At 54.7% G+C, this 21222-nt stretch carries 22 protein-coding genes; 17 read left to right on the top strand and 5 right to left on the bottom strand.

Features of this window, described 5'->3' with window-relative positions; all coding sequences use genetic code 11:
* Nucleotides 1–480: 480 nt before the first annotated feature.
* A complete protein-coding gene (locus AUQ41_RS01430; RefSeq protein WP_063086137.1) occupies nucleotides 481–1170 on the bottom strand; it encodes a LysE family translocator in 690 nt (229 codons plus the stop codon).
* A gap of 100 nt (nucleotides 1171–1270) precedes the next feature.
* Here AUQ41_RS01430 and AUQ41_RS01425 point away from each other — a divergent pair, with 100 nt between their 5' ends.
* Both AUQ41_RS01425 and AUQ41_RS01420 read left to right on the top strand, forming a co-directional pair.
* On the top strand, nucleotides 1271–2185 hold the full coding sequence (locus AUQ41_RS01425) for a LysR substrate-binding domain-containing protein (RefSeq protein ID WP_063086134.1): 915 nt from the start codon (nucleotides 1271–1273) through the stop codon (nucleotides 2183–2185).
* A 76-nt stretch (nucleotides 2186–2261) separates the two neighbouring features.
* Complete coding sequence (locus AUQ41_RS01420) at nucleotides 2262–2807, top strand: MgtC/SapB family protein (protein WP_008888840.1); 546 nt, start codon at nucleotides 2262–2264, stop codon at nucleotides 2805–2807.
* Between the two features lie 37 nt (nucleotides 2808–2844).
* On the opposite strand, the gene AUQ41_RS01415 is transcribed toward AUQ41_RS01420, so the two are convergent.
* Both AUQ41_RS01415 and AUQ41_RS01410 read right to left on the bottom strand, forming a co-directional pair.
* Nucleotides 2845–3885, bottom strand: coding sequence for a LacI family DNA-binding transcriptional regulator (locus tag AUQ41_RS01415; protein ID WP_063086132.1), 1041 nt, complete (start codon nucleotides 3883–3885; stop codon nucleotides 2845–2847).
* Between the two features lie 50 nt (nucleotides 3886–3935).
* Nucleotides 3936–5267, bottom strand: a complete 1332-nt coding sequence (locus tag AUQ41_RS01410; protein ID WP_063086129.1) for a GH1 family beta-glucosidase — start codon at nucleotides 5265–5267, stop codon at nucleotides 3936–3938.
* Between the two features lie 241 nt (nucleotides 5268–5508).
* Between AUQ41_RS01410 and AUQ41_RS01405 the strand changes: the two genes are divergently transcribed.
* The 4 genes from AUQ41_RS01405 (at nucleotide 5509) to AUQ41_RS01390 (ending at nucleotide 9737) form a co-directional block, all read left to right on the top strand.
* Nucleotides 5509–6753: an ABC transporter substrate-binding protein gene (locus AUQ41_RS01405; protein ID WP_063086127.1), complete on the top strand. Its 1245-nt coding sequence runs from the start codon at nucleotides 5509–5511 to the stop codon at nucleotides 6751–6753.
* A gap of 91 nt (nucleotides 6754–6844) precedes the next feature.
* Nucleotides 6845–7795, top strand: coding sequence for a carbohydrate ABC transporter permease (locus AUQ41_RS01400; protein ID WP_083952722.1), 951 nt, complete (start codon nucleotides 6845–6847; stop codon nucleotides 7793–7795).
* A gap of 2 nt (nucleotides 7796–7797) precedes the next feature.
* A complete protein-coding gene (locus AUQ41_RS01395; protein ID WP_063086125.1) occupies nucleotides 7798–8652 on the top strand; it encodes a carbohydrate ABC transporter permease in 855 nt (284 codons plus the stop codon).
* Nucleotides 8653–8657: 5 nt separating this feature from the next.
* Entirely contained in the window at nucleotides 8658–9737 is a 1080-nt protein-coding gene (locus AUQ41_RS01390; RefSeq protein WP_063086122.1) for an ABC transporter ATP-binding protein, read from the top strand.
* A 63-nt stretch (nucleotides 9738–9800) separates the two neighbouring features.
* Here the strand turns inward: AUQ41_RS01390 and ddpX are convergent, their stop codons facing one another.
* Nucleotides 9801–10361 carry a D-alanyl-D-alanine dipeptidase gene (gene ddpX / locus AUQ41_RS01385; protein ID WP_063086120.1) on the bottom strand — a complete coding sequence of 187 codons (561 nt, stop codon included), beginning with the start codon at nucleotides 10359–10361 and terminating at the stop codon, nucleotides 9801–9803.
* A gap of 19 nt (nucleotides 10362–10380) precedes the next feature.
* Here ddpX and tsaB point away from each other — a divergent pair, with 19 nt between their 5' ends.
* Together tsaB and rimI are read left to right on the top strand one after the other, a co-directional pair.
* Nucleotides 10381–11181, top strand: a complete 801-nt coding sequence (tsaB, locus tag AUQ41_RS01380; RefSeq protein WP_063086118.1) for a tRNA (adenosine(37)-N6)-threonylcarbamoyltransferase complex dimerization subunit type 1 TsaB — start codon at nucleotides 10381–10383, stop codon at nucleotides 11179–11181.
* A complete protein-coding gene (gene rimI / locus AUQ41_RS01375; protein ID WP_063086116.1) occupies nucleotides 11178–11696 on the top strand; it encodes a ribosomal protein S18-alanine N-acetyltransferase in 519 nt (172 codons plus the stop codon). Before tsaB ends, rimI begins: the two co-directional genes overlap by 4 nt.
* A gap of 166 nt (nucleotides 11697–11862) precedes the next feature.
* Here rimI and AUQ41_RS01370 read toward each other — a convergent pair whose 3' ends face one another.
* Nucleotides 11863–12111: a sulfurtransferase TusA family protein gene (locus tag AUQ41_RS01370; protein WP_063086111.1), complete on the bottom strand. Its 249-nt coding sequence runs from the start codon at nucleotides 12109–12111 to the stop codon at nucleotides 11863–11865.
* A gap of 253 nt (nucleotides 12112–12364) precedes the next feature.
* On the opposite strand from AUQ41_RS01370, the gene AUQ41_RS01365 reads away from it, so the two are divergent.
* The 9 genes from AUQ41_RS01365 (at nucleotide 12365) to AUQ41_RS01325 (ending at nucleotide 21062) form a co-directional block, all read left to right on the top strand.
* The gene (locus AUQ41_RS01365) at nucleotides 12365–12787 is read left to right on the top strand and encodes a Fur family transcriptional regulator (RefSeq protein WP_063086109.1); all 423 of its coding nucleotides are present in this window, start codon (nucleotides 12365–12367) and stop codon (nucleotides 12785–12787) included.
* A 162-nt stretch (nucleotides 12788–12949) separates the two neighbouring features.
* Nucleotides 12950–13744 (top strand): GNAT family N-acetyltransferase, encoded by a 795-nt coding sequence (locus AUQ41_RS01360; protein WP_040822534.1) that lies wholly within the window; start codon nucleotides 12950–12952, stop codon nucleotides 13742–13744.
* On the top strand, nucleotides 13741–14646 hold the full coding sequence (locus AUQ41_RS01355) for a 1-acyl-sn-glycerol-3-phosphate acyltransferase (RefSeq protein WP_063086108.1): 906 nt from the start codon (nucleotides 13741–13743) through the stop codon (nucleotides 14644–14646). Before AUQ41_RS01360 ends, AUQ41_RS01355 begins: the two co-directional genes overlap by 4 nt.
* A 169-nt stretch (nucleotides 14647–14815) precedes the next feature.
* A complete protein-coding gene (gene miaB, locus AUQ41_RS01350) occupies nucleotides 14816–16207 on the top strand; it encodes a tRNA (N6-isopentenyl adenosine(37)-C2)-methylthiotransferase MiaB (RefSeq protein ID WP_083952723.1) in 1392 nt (463 codons plus the stop codon).
* On the top strand, nucleotides 16204–17307 hold the full coding sequence (locus tag AUQ41_RS01345) for a PhoH family protein (protein WP_083952724.1): 1104 nt from the start codon (nucleotides 16204–16206) through the stop codon (nucleotides 17305–17307). Before miaB ends, AUQ41_RS01345 begins: the two co-directional genes overlap by 4 nt.
* The gene (ybeY, locus tag AUQ41_RS01340; protein ID WP_063086106.1) at nucleotides 17291–17881 is read left to right on the top strand and encodes an rRNA maturation RNase YbeY; all 591 of its coding nucleotides are present in this window, start codon (nucleotides 17291–17293) and stop codon (nucleotides 17879–17881) included. Before AUQ41_RS01345 ends, ybeY begins: the two co-directional genes overlap by 17 nt.
* 87 nt (nucleotides 17882–17968) lie before the next feature.
* A complete protein-coding gene (locus tag AUQ41_RS01335; protein ID WP_063086104.1) occupies nucleotides 17969–18910 on the top strand; it encodes a hemolysin family protein in 942 nt (313 codons plus the stop codon).
* Complete coding sequence (gene lnt / locus AUQ41_RS01330) at nucleotides 18903–20480, top strand: apolipoprotein N-acyltransferase (RefSeq protein ID WP_063086102.1); 1578 nt, start codon at nucleotides 18903–18905, stop codon at nucleotides 20478–20480. The genes AUQ41_RS01335 and lnt overlap by 8 nt, the downstream gene beginning before the upstream one ends.
* Before the next feature lie 111 nt (nucleotides 20481–20591).
* Complete coding sequence (locus tag AUQ41_RS01325) at nucleotides 20592–21062, top strand: helix-turn-helix domain-containing protein (RefSeq protein WP_008888859.1); 471 nt, start codon at nucleotides 20592–20594, stop codon at nucleotides 21060–21062.
* Nucleotides 21063–21222: the final 160 nt, after the last annotated feature.

Genomic DNA, 21222 nt, shown 5'->3' with positions numbered 1-21222 from the left:
GGTGGTTGATCAATGTCTTGCTTAATTAGCTTTCCGGATCTTAGGGCTCGTAAGAGCCTCACGTACGGTTTCAATCGTATTCGTGTCGTCACTCGGAGCATTACCGTAGACAAACGCGATTTTTTGCTGTGCGAGTTCGTCTGCGGTCATTTCTCGAGTACGTGCTTTCTCGATAAGGTCTACAAGATGTTGATCCATAGATATTCCCCAGCGAACGTTAAATCTATATACTTATAACACAAAAAGTCAGAAGATTCAATTGTTTAACTAAAATGGCAAGAGGGCGCATAAAGATTCTAATTTCAATAACTTAGCCAATCTAAAAGCTAATAATGAACATAAAGCTAAATTTAAAGTAGCATTAAAGCTGCGAAATTCTTTACCAATCAAACAAGTTTTTGGGCGGCGCCTTCTTACCATATGTGGTGTTGAGGGAATTATATTTCGGTTGAGCACACAAAATGTCAATACAGATAGCTGCTAAATTACCATGAGTTTGATGCCCAACCCGGCAAGACAGATGCCAACACCGCGTTCGATCCATGATTTGATTGCGGCAATGCGCGCCTGCACCGATGGCAGGGTCAGGGCTGTTGCGACAAGCGCAAACCAGATCATATGGCAGGCCGCGATATAAACACCATACGCGACTTCCTGAATGATCGCGGTGTCTGGTGAAATTACCTGACTGAACAGCGATACGATAAACAGCATTGTTTTGGGGTTGAGCGCATTGCAGGCAAAACCGATCCAAAACGCCGATCCGCTGTTTTGTGCCGGACTGGTTTGGTTTTGATCCGGCTGATCAGAAGGTGTTACGTTCGAAGCACTTTTGCTGTGATCCGGCCTACCCAGCAGGCGTCGAATGTCCGGCCAAAGCGCCGATACGCCAAGCCAGATCAGATAAGCCGCCCCAAGGTAGCGCAAAGCCGATAAAACCCAGATATTGCTGGCAAAAACAACACCAAGCCCGATCAGCGTGTAGCCGAGATGCACCGAAACGCCAGTACCGATCCCGATGGCGCAAAGCACGCCTGCCCGCCGTCCGCGTGCAAGGGCGATCCGGGTCACCATCGCAAAGTCCGGGCCGGGGCTGATCACGGCGAGAACGGTGATGATGCCAACGGCAATGATTTCCATCGATAAGATATCGCCTGTCCATTCCGGCATGATGTGATCCCTTGTGAATGATGAATTCATTTGATGTGTGAGTGAATTCAGTATCAAACTGTTCAGATCGCCGGAAAATCGAAAAATACTGGTACTTATTGTGAGTAATATTCACAGAAAACGCAGTTTGCCACCCTTGGCGGCCCTGCCCGCCTTTGAGGCCGCAGCCCGCCGTCAGAGCTTTTCGCGTGCGGCGGATGAGCTTAATCTGACACACGGTGCGATCAGTCGCGCGGTCGCACAAATCGAGGAACGTCTGGGGGTTAAGCTGTTTGTTCGGCGCAATCGGCGTGTCTGGCTGACGGCCGCAGGCGAGCGGTTGTTGAAGGCAACAACGGTTGCGCTTGATGGGCTTGATCAGGCGATTGAGGATATCCATCGCCATGACAAGTCGTCCCCGATATTGACCGTATCGTGCGAGCCCAGCCTTGCGATGCGTTGGTTGATGCCGCGACTTGGCGACTTTCGCGAGGCCAATCCGGATCTTAATATTGATCTGAGACTGGCGGGCGGGCCGGTGGATTTGTTGGCGGATGGCTGCGATGTTGCCATCCGGCGTGCGGATTACGGGATTTCCGAGCATTACATCACCACCCGACTTTGGCCGGAATATGCGGGGCCGGTTTGCGATCCGGAATGCTGGGAAACCATCCTTTCAAGGGATTTGTCCAACGCCCGCTGGCTTCATACGCGAACGCGTCCCGATGCCTGGGATGACTGGAAGCGGACAAGCGGCAGCACGGCAACTCCGGCAAGCGAGCAGTATTTCGATCATTTCTTTTTTGCCCTGCAGGCAGCCGTTAACCGACTTGGTACGGCGATTGGTCCCTTGCCGCTTGTGGCTGATGATCTGGCGTCCGGGCGGCTGATAGCACCGCATGGCATGGCGCCGACGGGCTTTGATTATGTCCTGATCACGCTTGATCCGCCCAAGCGTGACCCGCGGGTTGCGCTGTTTTTTGACTGGTTGATGTCCAAGGCAACCGACATGGAGCATGCCATATCACCAGCCTGACTGTGATCAGTGAACTGGTTGGCCGCGCATCAGCTCGGAACATTGATTGCGTGCCAAGCGTTTGGGGATTGTTTGAATGGCAAGGGTTTATCGCATGCTGACCGACCTTCCCTATTTCGCCACGGCGGAAAAATACTTCGATATTGGCGTGATCGATATGATTGCGCGTCTGGTGGCGGCAACAGTCATTGGCATGCTGATCGGGTTGAACCGTGATGTGAATGGCAAGCCAACCGGCATGCGCACCCTTGCCCTTGTGTCACTTGGTGCTGCAGTGGTGTCAGTCGTGGCGGTCCATTTTCAGGATCTGATTGATCATCCCGACGCGCTTTCACGTGTGGTACAGGGGATTTTGCAGGGTGTTCTGACCGGGATCGGTTTCATCGGTGCCGGTGTTATTTTGCGTGAGCCAAAAAACATGTCGGTTACGGGGCTTACCACCGCTGCGACCGTCTGGATGACGGCAGCACTTGGCATCGCCTGTGCGCTTGCGGCCTGGCATATCGTGATTATTGCAACCGTCTTGACCTTTATTATCCTGGTTGCGCTGAAACCGGTCGAGCTTATGCTGGTGCGCTGGGTGGGCAATTCAGAGGCCGCCAAGGACGCCAAGGAGAGCTAGGGGACGGTTAGGGTAATCCGCCTTGGCGGGTTTGCGCTTAAAAATCCTCGCCCTCGCGGAAGGCGGCAAGGTCGTCAATGCGGTGATAGGGCAGAAGCGTCTGAAGATTTTCGGGCGGTGTGCCGTTCATCAGGTCATGCAGGTGGCGGGCAAGAACTTCGCCGACATGGCGTTGCGGCTGGTAGTAATAGGCAAGTTTTTGTTTCGAAAGCATGCGAAACGGCATGCCGCCAAAGCCGACAACACCAATTCCGTCGCGGATGGTGTCCATGCCAAGTTCCATCAAGGCCTCAAGCGCGCCGATCATCGTCATCTGACTTGCGCAGACGACAGCCGTGACATCGCGCTGATTGGCAAAAAGCCGTGTTGTTGATTCGCGCGCAGCCCGCACGGAAATTTCCGACGGCATCCAGATCAGGCTATCGGGATCAAGTCCCGCATCAACCATGGCCCGGCGGGCCCCCTGTTTGCGATATCCGAAAAAGGTCAGGGCTTCGGGCGGGTCGATCATGCCGATATTGCGGTGACCATCATCAAGCAACCGTTTTACCGCGTCATAGGCAGCCTGTTCGTCATCGTGGTCGACAAAGGCATGCGGGGTCAGAAGTTCTGTCCGGCCAAAGCTGACAAATGGAAAGTCATGTTGCAGACAGTATTTCGCGCGACTGTCTTGCAAGGTTGTGCGTGAAAACACCACGGCATCGGCAAGGCGTTGGGTATGAACCTTGCGCACCGGATCAAGCGGATCTTCGCCGCGGGTCTGGGCCAGCACCAACAGGGAATAGTTATCGGCCTCAAGACCCTGGGTCAGGCTTTCGACCTGTGCCAGAAAGCCCGGGTCGCCGTAATCACCGACTTCGGGGGAATACAGAATGGAACAGACCTGCATGGTTTTACCGGTTCGAAGCATGACGCCACGGGCATCTGGCTGATAACCGATTTCTGCTGCGGCTGCCTTTACGCGGGCGACGGTGTCAGGTTTGACTTCCGGCCCGTCTTTAAGCGCACGCGATACCGTCGTGATCGATAGACCAAGGCGATCGGCAATCGTACGCAAATTGGGGCGAGCAGCAGGCATATACAGGTCCGTTCCATTCAAATTTCGGACAATCTAAGCGCCCGGTTGGCCTAAGGCAATGCGTTCTGTGAAATCACCTTGCGCATGAAATCATAGGATGCCTTGGGGGTACGTTTCTGCGTGGTGTAGTCAACATGCACCAGACCGAAACGCTTTTCATAGCCATATGCCCACTCGAAATTATCCAGAAGCGACCATGGCATATAGCCCCGAATGTCGGCACCCTCGGACTTCGCGCGAAGCAGGGCTTCGAGATATTCGGTGTAATATGCAATGCGGTCCTGATCATCAATCTGGCCGTTTGCCTTCGGGATATCGGTAAAGGCACCACCGTTTTCGGTAATGAAAACAGGTGGGTTACCGTAATCATCCTGCAGGATCTTCATGGTCTGATAGAAGCAATCCCCGTCAATCGCCCAGCCCATTTCCGTGCGGCGGAAATAGTTTGGCGGCTGGGCATGTTTGAACGGCCATGCAGCGCCTTCGGCGGCCTGAATGTAGCTTGGGAAATACTGGTTTAGCCCCTGGAAATCGACCTTGGTCTTGATGGCTTCAAGATCGCCATCCTGAATATGGGGCTCCATCCGGTCGATAATCAGTTCCGGATAGCGACCGTAATATACGGGGTCCAAAAAGATGCCGTTCCATTTGGCTTCGAACAGATCAATCAGATGCGCATCCTGTTCGCGACGGTGCGGAAGCGTATAGCCCTTGTGCATCGGCAACACGAAACCGACCGGCACATCCGGATAATGGTTCTTGATCACCCGGGTCGCACGCGCGTGACACAGGTTAAGGTGGTGGGCAACGCGCATTGCCGCACGCGGATCGGTAATCCCCGGCGCATGGCGGCCTTCTTCGTGGCCGACCCAGGCAACGACATTCGGCTCGTTGAAGGTGACCCATGATTTTACCCGGTCGCCAAGTCGGCTGAACAGAAGTTCGGTATAGTCGCCAAACCAGTCAACAATGTCACGGTTGGTCCAGCCACCGCGATCCTGAAGCGCCTGTGGCAGATCCCAGTGATAGAGGCACAGCCACGGATCCAGCCCACGTTCAAGCATGCCGTCAATCAGGCGGCTGTAAAAATCAATGCCGGTTTCGTTGACCTTGCCGGTGCCTTCGGGCATCACGCGTGGCCACATCACCGAAAACCGGTAATGGGTTGCGCCCAATCCTTTGATAAGATCAAGGTCTTCGGCCCAGCGATGGTAATGGTCGCACGCGACACTGCCATCATCGCCATTGGCAACGCGGCCCGGTGTTGCGCAATATGTGTCCCAGATGCTGGCACCGCGTCCGTCATCTTTTGCGCCGCCTTCGATCTGATAACTTGATGTCGAGACTCCCCAGCGGAAACCGTCAGGAAATGATTTGGTCATGTTCGCTTCCTTGCCCTAGCTTTGGATGTCTTTATATTGAACGCATCCAAAATCGTAACGTTTCGAAAAGCACAGCAAAAAAGCTTCCGTACTTTCATCTTGGCCTATTATGGTAAGGTTTTCGTGATTGACAAGGGTGAATAAAGCGCTTATCAAAAAAATCGTAACGTTACGATTTTCCGGTCATATCACTTAATAAGAAGCCGGGCGTGATCGTGTCCATTAGGGAGGAACATCCGTTATGATGAAATTTTCAAAGATTGCCGCAAGCGTGGCATTTCTGAGCGTCGGTGTGTCTGCCGGTGCACTTCATGCCCAGACTGCCGAAGTTCTGCACTGGTGGACTTCGGGAAGTGAACAGGCGGCCCTTGGCGAAATCCGCAAGGCGTTCGAGGCCAAAGGCGGCACCTGGGTCGATACCCCGATTGCCGGTGGCGGCAATGCGCGTGCAGCGGCTGTGAACCGTATGCTGGGTGGTGACCCGGCCGCCGTATTTCAGTTTTCCATTGGTCAGCAATTGCGCGAATTGGCTGATCAGGGGCTTCTGGCCAATGTCGGCGACGTTGCCACGGCAGAAAACTGGGATGAAAAGCTTCCGCCGCTGATCGTCAAAGCCGCGAAATATGATGGCAACTACATTGCCGCACCGATCAACATCCATGGTGAAAACTGGATGTTCTATAACACGTCGGTTCTTGGAGAGGCCGGGATCGAGGTTCCGAAAACCTGGGATGATTTCATTGCTGCGGCAGAAAAGCTTAAGGCCGCCGGTGTGATCCCGATTGGCCTGGGTGGTCAGCCCTGGCAGGAACGCATCATGTTCAACAGCGTCCTTTTGGGTGTTGCCGGTCGTGAATTTTATGCCGAGCTTTACAGCACGCTTGATGATGACCTTCTGAAATCCGATACCATGCGCAAGGTGTTTGAAACCTTTGCCGCGCTCAAGCCGTTTGTCGACGAAGCAAGCCCGGGCCGTAACTGGAACGAAGCGACCAACATGGTCGCCAAGGGCGAGGCCGCCTTCCAGTTCATGGGTGACTGGGCCAAGGGTGAAATCATCGCAGCCGGGATTGAGCCCGGCACGACAGTCGGATGTGCCTTCGCCCCGGCGATTGATACCGCCTATATCATGACCGTCGATGCCTTTGCTTTCTCGGCCATGGATGGCGAAGACGCAACGCCTGCACAGACCTTGATGGCGCAGGTGATGCTTGAGCCGGACGTGCAGATTGCCTTTAACAAGAAAAAGGGATCGATCCCTGCCCGTCTTGATGTGCCTGCTGACAGCTTTGATGTCTGCGCCCAAACCGCCATCAAAACTCTTCAGGACAAGAAAACCCACCTTGTCAGCACCGGTTTGTTCGGTGTGCCAAGTGCGGTTTCGGGTGCGATTGATGACACCATCTCCAATTTCTGGAACAGTGCAGATATGAGCCCCGAAGAGGGTCAGGCACAATTCCAGCAAGCGATTTCCTACGCAAAATAACGATTTTGCGAAATTCCGGATATTGCGGAAAAGCGCCGCTGAAACCATGGATATGGGTGCAGCGGCGCCTCCATAAATAGGCGAGAATGTCATGGCCGAACCGGCACCGGACGTGTTGCAGCACTCCGAAGATCGAAAATTCAAACTCAAGTCTGGAAAAAAGCATTGGCGGCCGCAATGGAGTGCGGGGATGGCGCTGATCCCGGCGATGACAATCACGATTGTCTGCTTTTACGGGTTCATCATCTGGACTTTCGTCATTTCACTGACCCGTTCACGGCTTTTACCCGTCTATAAATTCACCGGCTTTGAGCAGTATGTCCGGCTGTTTGCCAATGAGCGCTGGTGGACGGCGATGCAGAACCTGGCGATTCACGGGTTCCTGTTTATCGGTGGCTGCGTTGTTTTTGGCTATTTTCTGGCGATTCTGATTGATCGCGGTGTCAAGGCAGAGGGGATGTTTCGAACGCTCTTTATGCTGCCGCTTTCGATGTCGTTCATTGTTACCGGTGTGATCTGGCAGTGGGTAATGAATCCGGGGCTCGGCCTGCAAGAGGCCGTGCGCGCCCTTGGTTGGACCGGTTTTGAGTTCAACTGGATCGTGCGCCCCGACAGATCGATTTATACGCTGGCGATTGCTGGAATCTGGCAACAGGTCGGGTTGTGCATGGCACTGTTTCTGGCCGGTCTTCGCAATATTGATCCCAATATCTGGAAAGCATCGCGCGTCGATGGCATTCCGGTATGGCGGGTTTATCTGCACATCATCACCCCGATGATGCGCACGGTTTTCTTCACGGTCTTTATTCTGATGAGCGCGATTGTGATGAAGGCGTTTGACCTGGTGGTCGCCCTTACCGGCGGTGGACCGGGCTTCTCATCGGATCTGCCGGCCCGATTTGTTGTCGATCATATCCTGAACCGTCAGGAACTTGGTCTGGGGGCGGCCGGTGCGTTTGTCTTGCTGTGCACCGTGATTGCCGTGATTTCCCCTTATATCTATTTCGAGCTCAAAAAAGAGCGCGGCGGGCGGGGGCATTGATCATGCGATATAATCGATGGGCCCTTTACGGATTGCTTTGCCTCGCGGCCATTATGATCATGGCCCCTGTTTTCATCATGATTTCGACATCGCTGAAATCAATGGATGAAATCAGGAATGGCAGCATCTTTACTCTGCCAGCCGACCCAAGCTTTGCCGCCTGGAGCAAAGCCTGGTTTGGTGACTGCACGCAGACACTTGGCGAAAAATGCGGTGGGTTGTCATCTTCGTTCATGACCTCGGTACAGATCGTCATCCCGGCCTTGTTCCTGTCGGTCGGGCTGGGCGCGGTGACGGGCTATTCGCTGGCGGTGTGGAAGATGAAGGGGGCGAATGTGATGTTTGCAGCCCTTCTGGTGGGCATGTTCATTCCCCCGCAAGTAACGCTTTATCCCCTGATCATCATGATCCGTGAGTTGGGGATTTTCGGGTCCATTCCGGGTCTTATTCTGGTGCATGTCATCTGGGGTGTCGCATTTACCACGATGATGTTCAGAAACTTTTTCAAAACCGTTCCGCAGGATCTTTTGAAGGCGGCCCGCATTGACGGGGCCGGGTTCTGGCGATTGTTCTGGCATGTGATGTTGCCTTTGTCGCTGCCGATCCTGGGTGTCGCGATGATTTTGCAGTTCACCTACATCTGGAACGACTTCCTGTTGGGGCTGACATTTGGCGGGCGTTCCGGCCAGCCAATGACGGTGGCACTGAACAACCTTGTCGGATCCCAGTTCGGCGAGAAGGAATACAATGTTGATATGGCTGCAACCATGCTGACGGCCTTGCCCACACTGGCGGTTTATCTGCTGTCCGGGCGGCTGTTTGTGCGCGGCATTGCCGCAGGTGCAGTGAAAGGATAACGGGAATGAATGGCGTTGAACTGCGCAATGTGACCAAGGCCTATGCCGGTATCACGGTGATGGAAAACATCAATCTGGAAATCGCCGATGGGGATTTTCTGGTGCTATTGGGGCCATCGGGGTGCGGCAAATCAACATTGCTGAACATGATTGCCGGGCTTGAACCAGTGACCGGGGGCGCGATTGATATTAACGGGCGCGATGTAACAGCACTTGAGCCGGATGAACGCGATATCGCGATGGTGTTTCAATCCTACGCCCTGTATCCGACGATGTCGGTGCGCAAGAATATCGGCTTTGGCCTTAAGATGGCCGGAATGCCCAAGCCCGAGATCGAAGAACGGGTGAACGAAGTCGCCGAGCTTTTGCAGATCACGCCGCTTCTGGATCGCAAGCCATCGCAGCTTTCGGGCGGGCAGCAGCAACGTGTTGCCATTGGCCGGGCGCTGGTGCGCGAGCCCGCGGTCTTTCTGTTTGATGAGCCATTATCGAACCTTGATGCCAAACTGCGTGCAGATATGCGGATCGAGCTTAAGCGTTTGCATGAACGTCTTGGCCGCACGATTGTCTATGTCACCCACGATCAGATCGAGGCAATGACACTGGCAACCAAGGTTGTCGTCCTTGATCGCGGCAGCATCCAGCAGGCCGACACCCCGGAAAATGTATATCGCCGCCCGGCAAACCGGTTTGTCGCAAGCTTCGTCGGGGCACCGACGATGAATTTCGTCGACGGCACCCTTGTTCGCGATGGTGATCAGGTCTTTTTCGATACCGGTAACGGGAAATTGCCGCTGGTTGATGTCCCCGCCGAGGCCAATGATCTGGTCGGGCGTCCGATGACGCTGGGCGCACGTCCGGAACATTTGATGTTTGATGATGCCGGGATTTCGGCGCGTGTTGTGCTGGCGGAGCCGACCGGCCCCGATCAATATGTGCGCTTGGCGGTGGCCGGTGCGGAAATGACTGCCCGAAGCGGCCCGGAACAGGCATTCAAGTCGGGATCAGATATCGGGGTCGTGATTGATGGCGCGCGGATGTCGCTTTTTGATCTGCAAAACGGCAAGGCGCTTTTGCACGGCTGAGTTTGATCGTTTGCTGGCCTTGGAATTGAAAAATGGCGGTGCCGCAATGCACCGCCATTTTAGTTATTTGACCATCATTGGTTCGGGCAGCGAACTGTCGGAAAACAGCGGATAGCGCGCGCGTGCGTTGGGCAACTGATAGTGCCACCATTCATGATCGTAATATTCGAACCCGGCACTGACCATGATGCCAAGCAGCAGGAAGCGGTTGGCTTCGGCCTCTTTGGAGATCAAATCAGACCCGTGATAGGACCGGATATGCATTTCATCAAACCCTGCCCCCATATCCAGTTCCTTGCCGTTTTGATCAATCAGCGTTAGATCAATGGCCACACCACGACCATGTGGCGATCCGAAATCCGGATTGGCGACGAAATCGGGGTTGGGCGAATGGTTCCAAAGGGCCCGTTGGGCTTCCTGGGGACGAAACGCATCAAGAATGCGCAGTTTCACCCCCTGACGACGCGCCATGGCGGCGGCCTTTTTCAGACAGGCAGCGGCATCCGCGTGAAGATAGCAGGCAGGTCGTGTATAAATCGGTGCCCCGGTGAAATTGCGATCCGTGGCATAGACGATATCAATTTCGACATCATATTCGTAAGGCGTAATTTCGACCAGCGCCATCGCCGGAGGCTCCCTGTTCTTGTCGTTCACCGATTACATAAAGAAGATGCTGACTGGACAGTCGCGCATATCAGATGGCGCCGACCATAGCGCATCGGACGCCGCAAAGACAAAGGCGGAAAAGTCCGGTCCGACAATTTTGGCGATTGATACGGCATCAACGTCGCTATCGACGGCCGTCTTGATAAATGGCGAGGTCAAAGGCGAACTTTATGAAGATATGGAACGTGGTCAGGCCGAGCACCTGATGGGTTTCATCGCCAAGACGCTTGAGACCGCAAAAGTCGACCTTGCCGATCTTGACGGGATTGCGGTGACGGTTGGTCCGGGGGCGTTTACCGGCATGCGGATCGGTCTTTCGACGGCGCGTGCGCTTGGTCTGGCGCGCAAGATCCCGGTGGTCGGTGTCAGTTCGCTTGAAGCCGTCGCCTATGGTGTGACGGAGCGCGATCATCAGGGCCGCAACATCCTGGTCGCGCTTGATAGCAAACGAAACGAGATCTTTGCCCAGGCTTTTGATGGCAAAAAACGCCCGCTTAGCAATGCTGAATGTGTCGCCCCGCGTCAGGCCCTGATGATGGCACCACCCGGTGATACCTTGCTTGCCGGGGATGCCACCCCGCGCCTTCTGACCGCTGCTGCCCATGCGCCGGATGCCTTTTATGATTGCACGGCACCCGGCCTTCCGCGGGCGGGCAATGTGGCAAGGATCGCGGCCGCGCGTTGGGAAACCGGTGAAAACCTGGCGCCGGTGCCGCTTTACCTGCGCGCGCCCGATGCAAGACGTATCGAAGATCAGGGACCGCAGAAAAAGAAATGAGCCCGGCCAAATCCAACGATGGCAGTTCTGGTTATGACGCCTCGCAGATTGTGCTGGTGCCTTTGACGGCGGCCTTTGCGACGGTGGCAAGTGCGCTGCATGCCGAGGGGTTTGATGATGCCTGGGATGAGGATGCGATTATCCGGTTGCTTGATGTACCCGGTGCGTTTGGCATTCTGGCTTATCGACCCGGCGATCAGGCCAAAAATGCGAAAGACCAGCCACTTGGCTTTGTTCTGATGCAGACTGTTCTCGATGAGGCGGAAATCAATACGATCACGGTTGCCCCGGATGCCCGGCGCATGGGGGTTGGACGCGCATTGCTTGATGCGGTCAAGGATCGTCTCGTGACGGCGGGTGTTACCCGTATCTTGCTGGAAGTCGCAGTCGATAATGATGGCGCGATTGCGCTTTATCGTCAGAACGGCTTTGCCGAAATCGGGCGTCGCAAGGGCTACTATGCCCGGCCCGATGGCCGAAAAGTTGATGCCTTGGTCCTCGAACGACTGATCTAGATAATTTTTTCGATGTCGGTGACCTTTTCGATCCATGGCAGGAATTTTTGTTTGCCAATAGGGTGTTAGGTAATCTGGAACAATTTTAATCGATTATACCCACATAATGAGTGTGGTTTTGAGCGCCAACCTGTTGTAGTGTAAGCCTGCATCGGAACTGGCGGTTTTATGATCCCTTGCGGATTATGAGCCGGTAGGTTCCCGGTGTATCAGTGATTTCGGCCAGTTCGACGACTTCGTCGCCCATCTCGGTTACCGAGCGCGGAACGTTTTTCAACGGTTCACCGGCGCCAAGGGTAACCTCCAGAACCTGACCCGGTGTCATGGTTTCGAGTTTGAGGCGGGTGCGCACAAATGTCATCGGGCAGACGTCGTTTGTGATGTCTATTTTATGGTCGGGGGTTGCGGTGGCCATGTTGGTCTCCTGCCTTGATGCGTAACTTTGAAGTAGCGCCCTTCATCGCAGGTAGCAAGTGGCCAGAAGAATGCCGATATGATTGTGATTGCAGGGTGTTAGTACCGGCGATCTACAGGAAGCGGAATTTATCGCGAATTCAACCTTGCGATATGTGGCGGATTTTTCAATATTGAGCCACAAGAGATCGACGCCAGAGACACGTCTCGGCTGGGGACAGGTGGAACCGGAAACGGAAACGAGAAACAAGACAATGCTTGCAGAATCAACTATCGAGCAGAAATGCATCGACGCGGGCCTGAAAATGACGGGCCAACGCCGGGTGATTGCCCGTGTGCTCTCTGAGTCCGAAGACCACCCGGACGTTGAACTGGTTTATCGTCGGGCGACCGACATTGATCCGAAGATTTCGATTGCGACCGTATATCGCACCGTGCGCCTGTTTGAAGAGGCGGACATCCTTGAAAAACACGATTTCGGCGATGGCCGTGCGCGTTACGAGGAGCTGACCGAAGAACATCACGATCACCTGATCGACATGCGTTCGGGCGAGGTGATCGAGTTTTCGAACGAAAAAATCGAAAACCTTCAGGAAGAGATTGCGAAGGAACTGGGCTTCCGTCTGGTGGGGCATCGTCTTGAGCTTTACGGTGTTCCTTTGAAAGACGGCAAGTAATTCCAGCGTTCAATTGCGCACTGAACTTACAGTTTTCAAGGCCACTTGCCTGTTTCAGCAAGTGGCCTTCATAATTTTGTTACCTGTTCTTCACAAAGCCTTCACTCGCTCTTCACGCCGTTCTTGCGCAAAATCCGTGCAGTTGAACGAAAGGGTGTTGTCATGCGTGACGAAAAACAGCTTCAGCGGCTTGAGGTTCGCCTTGCCGAGAATGAAAACGAAATTCTCGCTAGCCAGAAGCTTCGCTACAAAGTGTTCTATGAAGAACGCGGCGCCAAACCGACCGAGGAAATGGCAGCCGAAAAGCGCGACTTCGATCACTATGATCCGCTCTGCGATCATCTGCTTGTTCTTGATCACAATCGCGGTGCCGGTGCAGATGCGGTTGTTGGCACCTATCGCCTGCTGCGCCAGTCGGTAGCCAACGAACATGGCGGCTTTTACAGCGCTGATGAATACCATATCGAAAGCATGCTTAATGCGGTGAAAGATACCGGCGAGATCATGGAACTTGGCCGTTCCTGTGTCGAAGCCGAATACCGCACCATGCCGACCTTGCAGCTTCTGTGGCAGGGGATTGCAGCATATGTTTTCAAATACGACATCAAACTGATGTTTGGCTGCGCATCCTTCCATGGCACCGATCCGGATGCCTTCAAGGATGTCCTGACCTATCTGCATCACAATCACCTTGCCCCCGAAGACATGCGCCCGCGTGCGATCGCCGATCGTTACGAGCCGATGATGCGTGCCGAGATCGATGGCATTGATCAGCGCCAGGCACTTCGTGATCTGCCGCCGCTGATCAAGGGCTATTTGCGTCTGGGTGGTTTTGTCGGTGACGGGGCAGTGGTCGACCATCAGTTCAACACCACCGACATTTGCATCGTGTTGCCGACCGAAAAGGTAACCGATCGCTATTACAAGCATTACGAACGCACCGCGAGGGTATCGTGAACTGCTATGTGTGCGCTGCCATCCGCCTGATGGCCTATGTGCTTCTGACACTGGTTTTGCTGCCGGTGCAGATGGTGGCAATTGCCGCACGATTGAAGCTGGCTGAAGAATTGCCGCGGTTCTATCACGTCCTTTGCCTGCGCATCCTGCATATCGAAGTCCGGGTTTCGGGTGTTGATATGATGGATGGTCCGGGTGTGATCGTTGCCAACCATGCATCCTATCTTGATATCCCGGTGCTGGGTGCCTTGACCCGTGGCAGCTTTATCGCCAAGACCGAAGTTGCCGACTGGCCGGTGTTTGGTTTGCTTGCCAAACTTTCACGCACCACCTTTATCGAACGCCGTGCGGCCCGATCCCGCGAACAGAACGATCAACTAAGTCAGCGTTTGCGCGATGGTGACAAGCTGATCCTGTTCCCGGAAGGGACAAGCAACGACGGTAACCGTGTGTTGCCGTTTAAATCGACCCTGTTTGCCGCGGCAGAGCGTGTGATGCCCGATGGGTCGCCGGTCAAATTCCAACCTATTTCGATTGCAGCCACCCGTCTTGACGGTGCGCCGATCGGTCGCGATTTGCGGGCATTTTATTCCTGGTACGGGGATATGGACTTGGCCCCGCATTTGTGGCAGTTTCTCGCGCTCGGCAAGGTGACGGTTGAGATTGTTGTCCATCCGCCTGTGACGCTGGCAGATGCAGCCGGATCACGCAAGGAACTTGCCCGGATGTGTGAAGCCCGTGTTGCCCAGGGACATCAGGCAGCTTTGCGTGGCTTGCATCAGGGTGTGCCGGTTCAGTTGATTGACAGTGATCTGTCGGGCGAGCTGATTGGGTTTTCGCCGCTTGCGATCATTTCGGAAGATTTTCGACTGTTTGGTCCGGATCGACAGTTCGGCTCCTGACCGTTTTGCCGTATAATGCCCCGGTTGATGTGAAATTCGGTTTCACCTGACCGGGATTTCAGATAACGAGATGTCCGAGGAGTTCCGATCACCGATTGTTCGGAACTCAGGCGCGGTGTGAGTGATCACACCGCTTTTCGGCGTTTTGAGAGAGCGAAACGGATCTGGCGTGACTGAACCGAAGAAACTTTTTGTAAAAACATATGGCTGTCAGATGAATGTCTATGACAGCCAGCGCATGCAGGATGTACTGGCGCCGCTGGGTTACCAGCCGGTCGACAGTGCCGAGGGGGCCGATATGGTCATCCTCAATACCTGCCATATCCGCGAAAAGGCCGCCGAAAAGGTATTTTCTGATCTGGGCCGCGTGCGCAAGCACAAGGAAGCCAAGGAAGCCAATGGCGGCGACAAGATGATTGTCGCCGTTGCCGGATGCGTCGCGCAGGCCGAAGGGGCCGAATTGATGAAGCGCGAACCGATGGTCGATATGGTGTTTGGCCCGCAGACCTATCATCGCCTGCCTGAAATGGTTGCACGTGCCAATCGCGCGGTTGGCCGCAACCGCATCGTTGATACCGATTTCCCGGCCGAAGAAAAATTCGATCATCTGCCAGAGCAGGTTTCAAAACAGGGCTATTCAGCGTTTCTGGCCATTCAGGAAGGCTGTGACAAGTTCTGTACGTTCTGTGTTGTACCCTATACCCGCGGGGCAGAATATTCGCGCCCCGGTGCCGATGTCATCCGCGAAGCCAAGCAACTTGTCGCCCATGGCACGCGCGAACTGACCCTTTTGGGGCAGAACGTGAATGCCTATCACGGCGAAGCGCCGAATGGCGGCGAATGGACGCTGGGCCGTTTGTTGCGTGAATTGGCCGAAATCGACGGGCTTGATCGTATCCGTTACACCACGTCGCATCCGCGCGATGTTGATGAGGATCTGATTTCGGCGCATCGCGATCTTAAAAAGCTGATGCCGTTCCTGCATTTGCCGGTTCAGGCCGGTGGCGACCGGGTTTTGCAGGCGATGAACCGCAAACATACCAATGCGGATTACCGTGATATCGCAGCACGGCTTAAGGATGCTTGCCCTGATCTTGCGCTGTCTTCGGACTTTATCGTCGGCTTCCCCGGTGAATCCGACAAGGATTTCGAAGACACGATGGAGATCGTGTGCGACATCACCTTCATTCAGGCGTTTAGTTTCAAATACAGCCCGCGCCCGGGAACCCCGGCATCGGCGATGGAGCTGCAGGTGCCTGAAAAAGTCAAAACCGAACGGATCATGCGCCTTCAGGCGCTGCTGGCGGAACAGCAGTTGGTGTTCAACCAGAACAGTGTCGGCAAGGAGATGGATGTCCTTCTGGAACGTCGGGGCAAGTATGAAGGCCAGTTGGTGGGCAAAAGCCCTTATATGCAGCCAGTTCATGTCAGCGGTTTGCCGGAATCAGCCCTTGGACAGATCGTTCGCTTGAAAATTACCGAAGCGCTGCCTAATTCCCTTGGCGGCGAACTGGTCGACGCCACCCGAAACGACCAGAAATCTGAAAGGAACGTTGCGTGAGCGGCACCCCCACGAAAAGCAAGACCAACACCAAAACCAAACACGCCCCCAAGGATTCCGATCAGATCGAGTTTCAGGACAACGCGCTTGCCCAGGTTTTGTACGGCCCGCAGGCCGAAAACCTGACGCGTTTGTCTGAACGGACCGGTGTTCAGGTTTCAAGCCGCGGGCTTGTGGTGATGCTGGCCGGTGATCCGGCCAAGGTCGCACAGGCCAAAAAGGTTCTTGCGCAGCTTTATGCGCGTCTGCGTGACAAGGAAATCGATCATATCGATGTCGAAACGGTGGAAGGTGCGGTGCGCCTGTCCGAACCGGACGACACTGATCCATGGAGCGGCCAGACCAAGGATATGTTTGGTGGATCACGTCTGACGATCCAGACCAAGAAACGCCGGATTTCGCCGCGCTCCAAGCGCCAGAAAGATTATGTCGAGGCGATCCTTGATAACGAGCTGATCTTTGGCATCGGCCCGGCCGGTACCGGTAAGACCTATCTTGCGGTCGCGATGGCGGTGCAGGCGTTTATTTTGGGTCAGGTGGATCGTATTATTCTGTCGCGACCGGCGGTCGAAGCCGGTGAACGCCTTGGCTTCTTGCCGGGTGATCTGAAAGACAAGGTCGATCCGTATCTTCGCCCGCTTTATGACGCGCTGCATGACACGCTTCCGGGGGATGTGGTGATCAAACGCATGGAAAGTGGCGAGATCGAAGTTGCCCCGCTGGCCTTCATGCGTGGTCGTACCCTTTCGCACGCCTTTGTCATTCTGGACGAGGCGCAAAACACCACCCCGATGCAAATGAAAATGTTCCTGACCCGTCTGGGTGAAGGATCACGCATGGTGGTGACTGGCGACATGACCCAGATCGATTTGCCTGATGGCACGAAATCAGGTTTGCGCGATGCGCTTGAAACCATTGGCGATGTCAAAGGTGTTGCCACGATCAAGTTTGATCAGCGCGATGTGGTGCGCCATCACCTTGTGACCAAGATTGTCCAGGCCTATGACGCGGCGGATGCCCTGCGTGATCGCCTGAAAAAGGGCTATCGCGGGGACAAGGACAGCGCTGCCAAGGATGCGGGTGATGACGGCACCGCTTGAACTGGACCTTGAGGTCGAAGCAGGCGACTGGCATCAGGACGAGATCGCGGCCATCGAAGCCGCCGTGATCGCGGCCCTGGATGGTGCGCTTGGCGACGGTGCCCTTTGGGATGACAACGCGGTGCCGACCGACGGGACCGAAGATGAAGGCGATGGTGCATCGCTTCTATCGGTTGCCCCGGTGATCGAGATCGGGGTGCGTTTGTCAGATGATGCATCGGTTCAGATCCTCAATCGTGATTATCGCGACAAGGACAAACCGACCAATGTGTTGTCCTTTGCTGCCCTTGAAAGTGCCGAGGATGCCGATGCCTTTATGATGGCGCCAGATATGCCCTTGATGCTGGGTGATATCGTGATTGCGCGTGAAACATGTGCGCGCGAAGCCATCGAACAGCAAAAGCCATTGAAAAATCATCTTGTTCATCTTGCCGTTCATGGCACGCTACATCTTGTCGGCTACGATCATATGGTTGATGATGAAGCCGAAGAGATGGAAGAACTTGAACGTCAAATTCTTGCCGGACTTGGGATTGATGATCCCTACGAACCGATTGAAGATGAACCGGTTTAGTAGCCCTGCACACGGTTTGTTTGAATTATAGGATGTCGAAACCGACCCATGAACGACTCTAGTCAACGTGACGACGACCACGAGAGTATGCGCCCTCGCACTGGCGAGGATACAATTCAGGACGCTGAAAACGGCTCCTTATGGGATAACGTGGCCTCGGCCCTGGGGTTCAAGCGTGGCAAATCCCGCAACGGTGAAGCTTCGCTCAGCGATACGCTTGAAGAACTCGCCGAGCGGACCGAACAGGATGAAGAGCCGGTCTCGCTGCACGAACGTTCCCTGTTTGAAAACATCATTGCACTTCGCGACATGACGGCAGAGGACGTCATGATCCCGCGCGCCGATATTGTGGCGGTTGCCAAGACCATCGCACTTGAAGAACTGGTCGAGGTGATGGTCAAGAAGGCCCATTCGCGGCTTCCGGTGTATGGCGATACCCTTGATGACATTGCCGGCATGGTGCACATCAAGGATGTGCTTGGCTGTGTTGCTGCTGGTCGGGAATTCAGTCTGCAGTCACTGCTGCGTCGGGTTTTGTTCGTGTCGCCGGCCATTCGGGTGCTTGATCTATTGTCGGAAATGCGGCTGTCGCGTACGCATATGGCGCTTGTTGTTGATGAATTCGGCGGGATTGATGGTTTGATCACCATCGAGGATCTGGTGGAAGAAATCGTCGGCGAGATTGATGACGAGCACGATATCGACCAGACCCCCAAACTGATCCGCCTTTCGGATGGTTGTTACATCGCTGATGCCCGGTTCGAGGTCGAAGACCTTGAAGAAAAGCTGTCCTTCGGATTACTTGACGAGGACGAAGACGAGGATATCGACACGCTTGGTGGGCTTGTCTTCTCGTTGGCGGGGCGCGTTCCGGCACGTGGGGAATTGATTGAACATCCAAGTGGCATTCAGTTCGAAGTCCTTGATGCCGATCCAAGGCGCATCCGTCGCCTGCGTATTCATATGATACGCCGGGAGGATGAGGATCCCGCCGCTGCCATCGAAAAGCAGGAAAAAGCGGATGATTGAGGCCATGGCGCGCCGACTTGCCGGTCTTTCAGGCTGGCGCAGGCGTTTTGTGTGGTTGTTGTCCGGTGCGGTGGCGGTTTTGGCGCTGCCGCCTTTCTTTATCATCCCTGTTTTGCCGATCTGCTTTGCGGTTTTGCTCTGGAGCCTTGAGGGTGTTCGTTGCAACAAGGGGGCGCTTTCTGCCGGCTGGTGGTTTGGTACCGGCCATTTTGCCGCCGGTTTTTACTGGGTCAGTCATGCCTTCCTCGTTCAGCCCGAAATTTATGGCTGGATGATTCCGTTTGCCCTTTTGGGGCTTGGCGGCGGATTGGCGATCTTTCCGATGCTTGCCGTTTGGGCGAGCTGGCGTTTGGGCAATGGCCTGATTAGGCGCGCAGTATTGCTGGCCGTTTTCTGGGTGGTGGTGGAATATCTGCGCGGTCATATCCTGACCGGTTTTCCATGGAACCTTTTGGGCCATGTTTGGGCCGTTGATGCGGCACCCATGCAGTTTGCCTCGGTTGTCGGGGTTTATGGTCTTTCCCTCGTCACGGCCCTTTTTGCAACCTTGCCTGCGGCCTTTGTTGCCGGAAAACCCGGCAAGATAGCAGCTCTTGGCGGGATCATGATTGCGGTGGGCCTTTGGGGTGGCGGGGCGATGCGTCTGATGATGGTTGGGCCTGCAGAGACCGAGGTGGCCCTCTCAGAGCTGCCAGCCGACGTGCCGATTGTGCAAATTGTTCAGCCCAATATCCCCCAGCGGGAAAAATGGCTGCCCGAACTGCAAAACCAGCATTTCTCACTGCTGCTTGATATGTCGCGGCGACCGGAAACCCTGCGTCCGGATCAAAAACGCATCGTGATCTGGCCGGAAACGGCCGCGACCTTTTTTGTTGAGACCCAGACACAGGCCCGCATGCAAATGGCCGGTGTGTTGGGGCCTGAAGACATCCTGATTACCGGGGCACCAAGGACCTATCCGCGTGACACGGATGAATACAAGGTCTGGAACGCCATTCAGGTGATTGATGCCACTGGCCATATTGTCGCCAGCTTTGACAAGTTTCATCTGGTGCCGTTTGGTGAATATGTACCGCTCCGATCCATCCTGCCATTTCCGAAACTTACAGCGGGGCGAACAGATTTCTCTGCCGGACCGGGGCCGCAGACCTTGTCTGTCAACGGTATGCCGAGTTTCTCGCCGCTGATTTGCTATGAGGTTATTTTCCCTGGAGCGGTGATTGACGACAATCATCAACCCGACTGGCTCTTGAATGTCACCAATGACGGGTGGTTTGGACACAGCGCAGGCCCATATCAACATATGGCCGCAGCCCGTTTTCGCACCATCGAGGAGGGTCGCCCCCTCGTAAGGGCAGCCTATACCGGGGTATCGGTTGTCTTTGACGCCTACGGGCGCAAGCTTACTGACTTGGGTTTAGGAGAGAGGGGAATCCTGGTGCACCCCCTTTCGAGTAACAAAAACCATACAACAGTATATTATTTGTGGCGTGACTTGCTATTTTACGGTATTGTTACCTTCTTTGCCGTTCTCGCTATGGGATATAAACGCAACGCAAAATCCCTCTAGGCGGCTGAAAATTTTGCCAAACCGTCCAGAAATTGTCCCTCAAAACAAGGACGGATAGGCCGGAGTGAGAGAAGGAACTGCCATAAAATGTCGCCTAAGGATGAAACTAAGATGGTAAAGAACACACGCGGTCGGGGCCGTGGCCGGACCGCAAGTGGTGCTCCAAATCCTGTCGATATTCACGTTGGTGCGCGTGTTCGCTTGCGCAGGACTCTTCTTGGCATGAGCCAGGAGAAGCTTGGTGAAGCGATCGGCCTGACATTCCAGCAAGTACAGAAGTATGAGCGTGGTGCCAACCGCGTTGGTGCATCGCGTCTGTATGACCTGTCGCGGGTTCTTGAAGTGCCTGTATCATTCTTCTTTGACGACATGCCCGACGAGATTTCGTCGAAATCGGTGCATGAACGTCGGGAAATGTCGGAAAGTCCGGACCCGTTTGACAACGATCCGATGAACCGTCGCGAGACGCTTGAACTGGTGCGTGCCTACTACCGGATTACCGATCCGAACCAGCGCAAGAAAATCTTTGAACTCGTCAAATCGATGGGTGCATTGCAGGGCACTGATTCCGATCAGAAATAATCGGTTCGACCGATGGTTTTCGGCAAAAGACGTATTTCACAGACCGTGAATTACGTCTTTGTCTTTTGAGCGCAGCCACCCCCGATGCACTGCCGTCGGGATTAAGGTTTTGTGTCAATGATGCTTGACCTTCAAATAGCGATCGGGCACAACCGACGAG

It is taken from the genome of Thalassospira sp. MCCC 1A02898, assembly GCF_001618185.1.
GTDB classification, from domain to species: domain Bacteria; phylum Pseudomonadota; class Alphaproteobacteria; order Rhodospirillales; family Thalassospiraceae; genus Thalassospira; species Thalassospira tepidiphila.
Note: the sequence above shows the minus strand (reverse complement) of the source record. Positions and strands in the feature narration are given on the sequence as shown.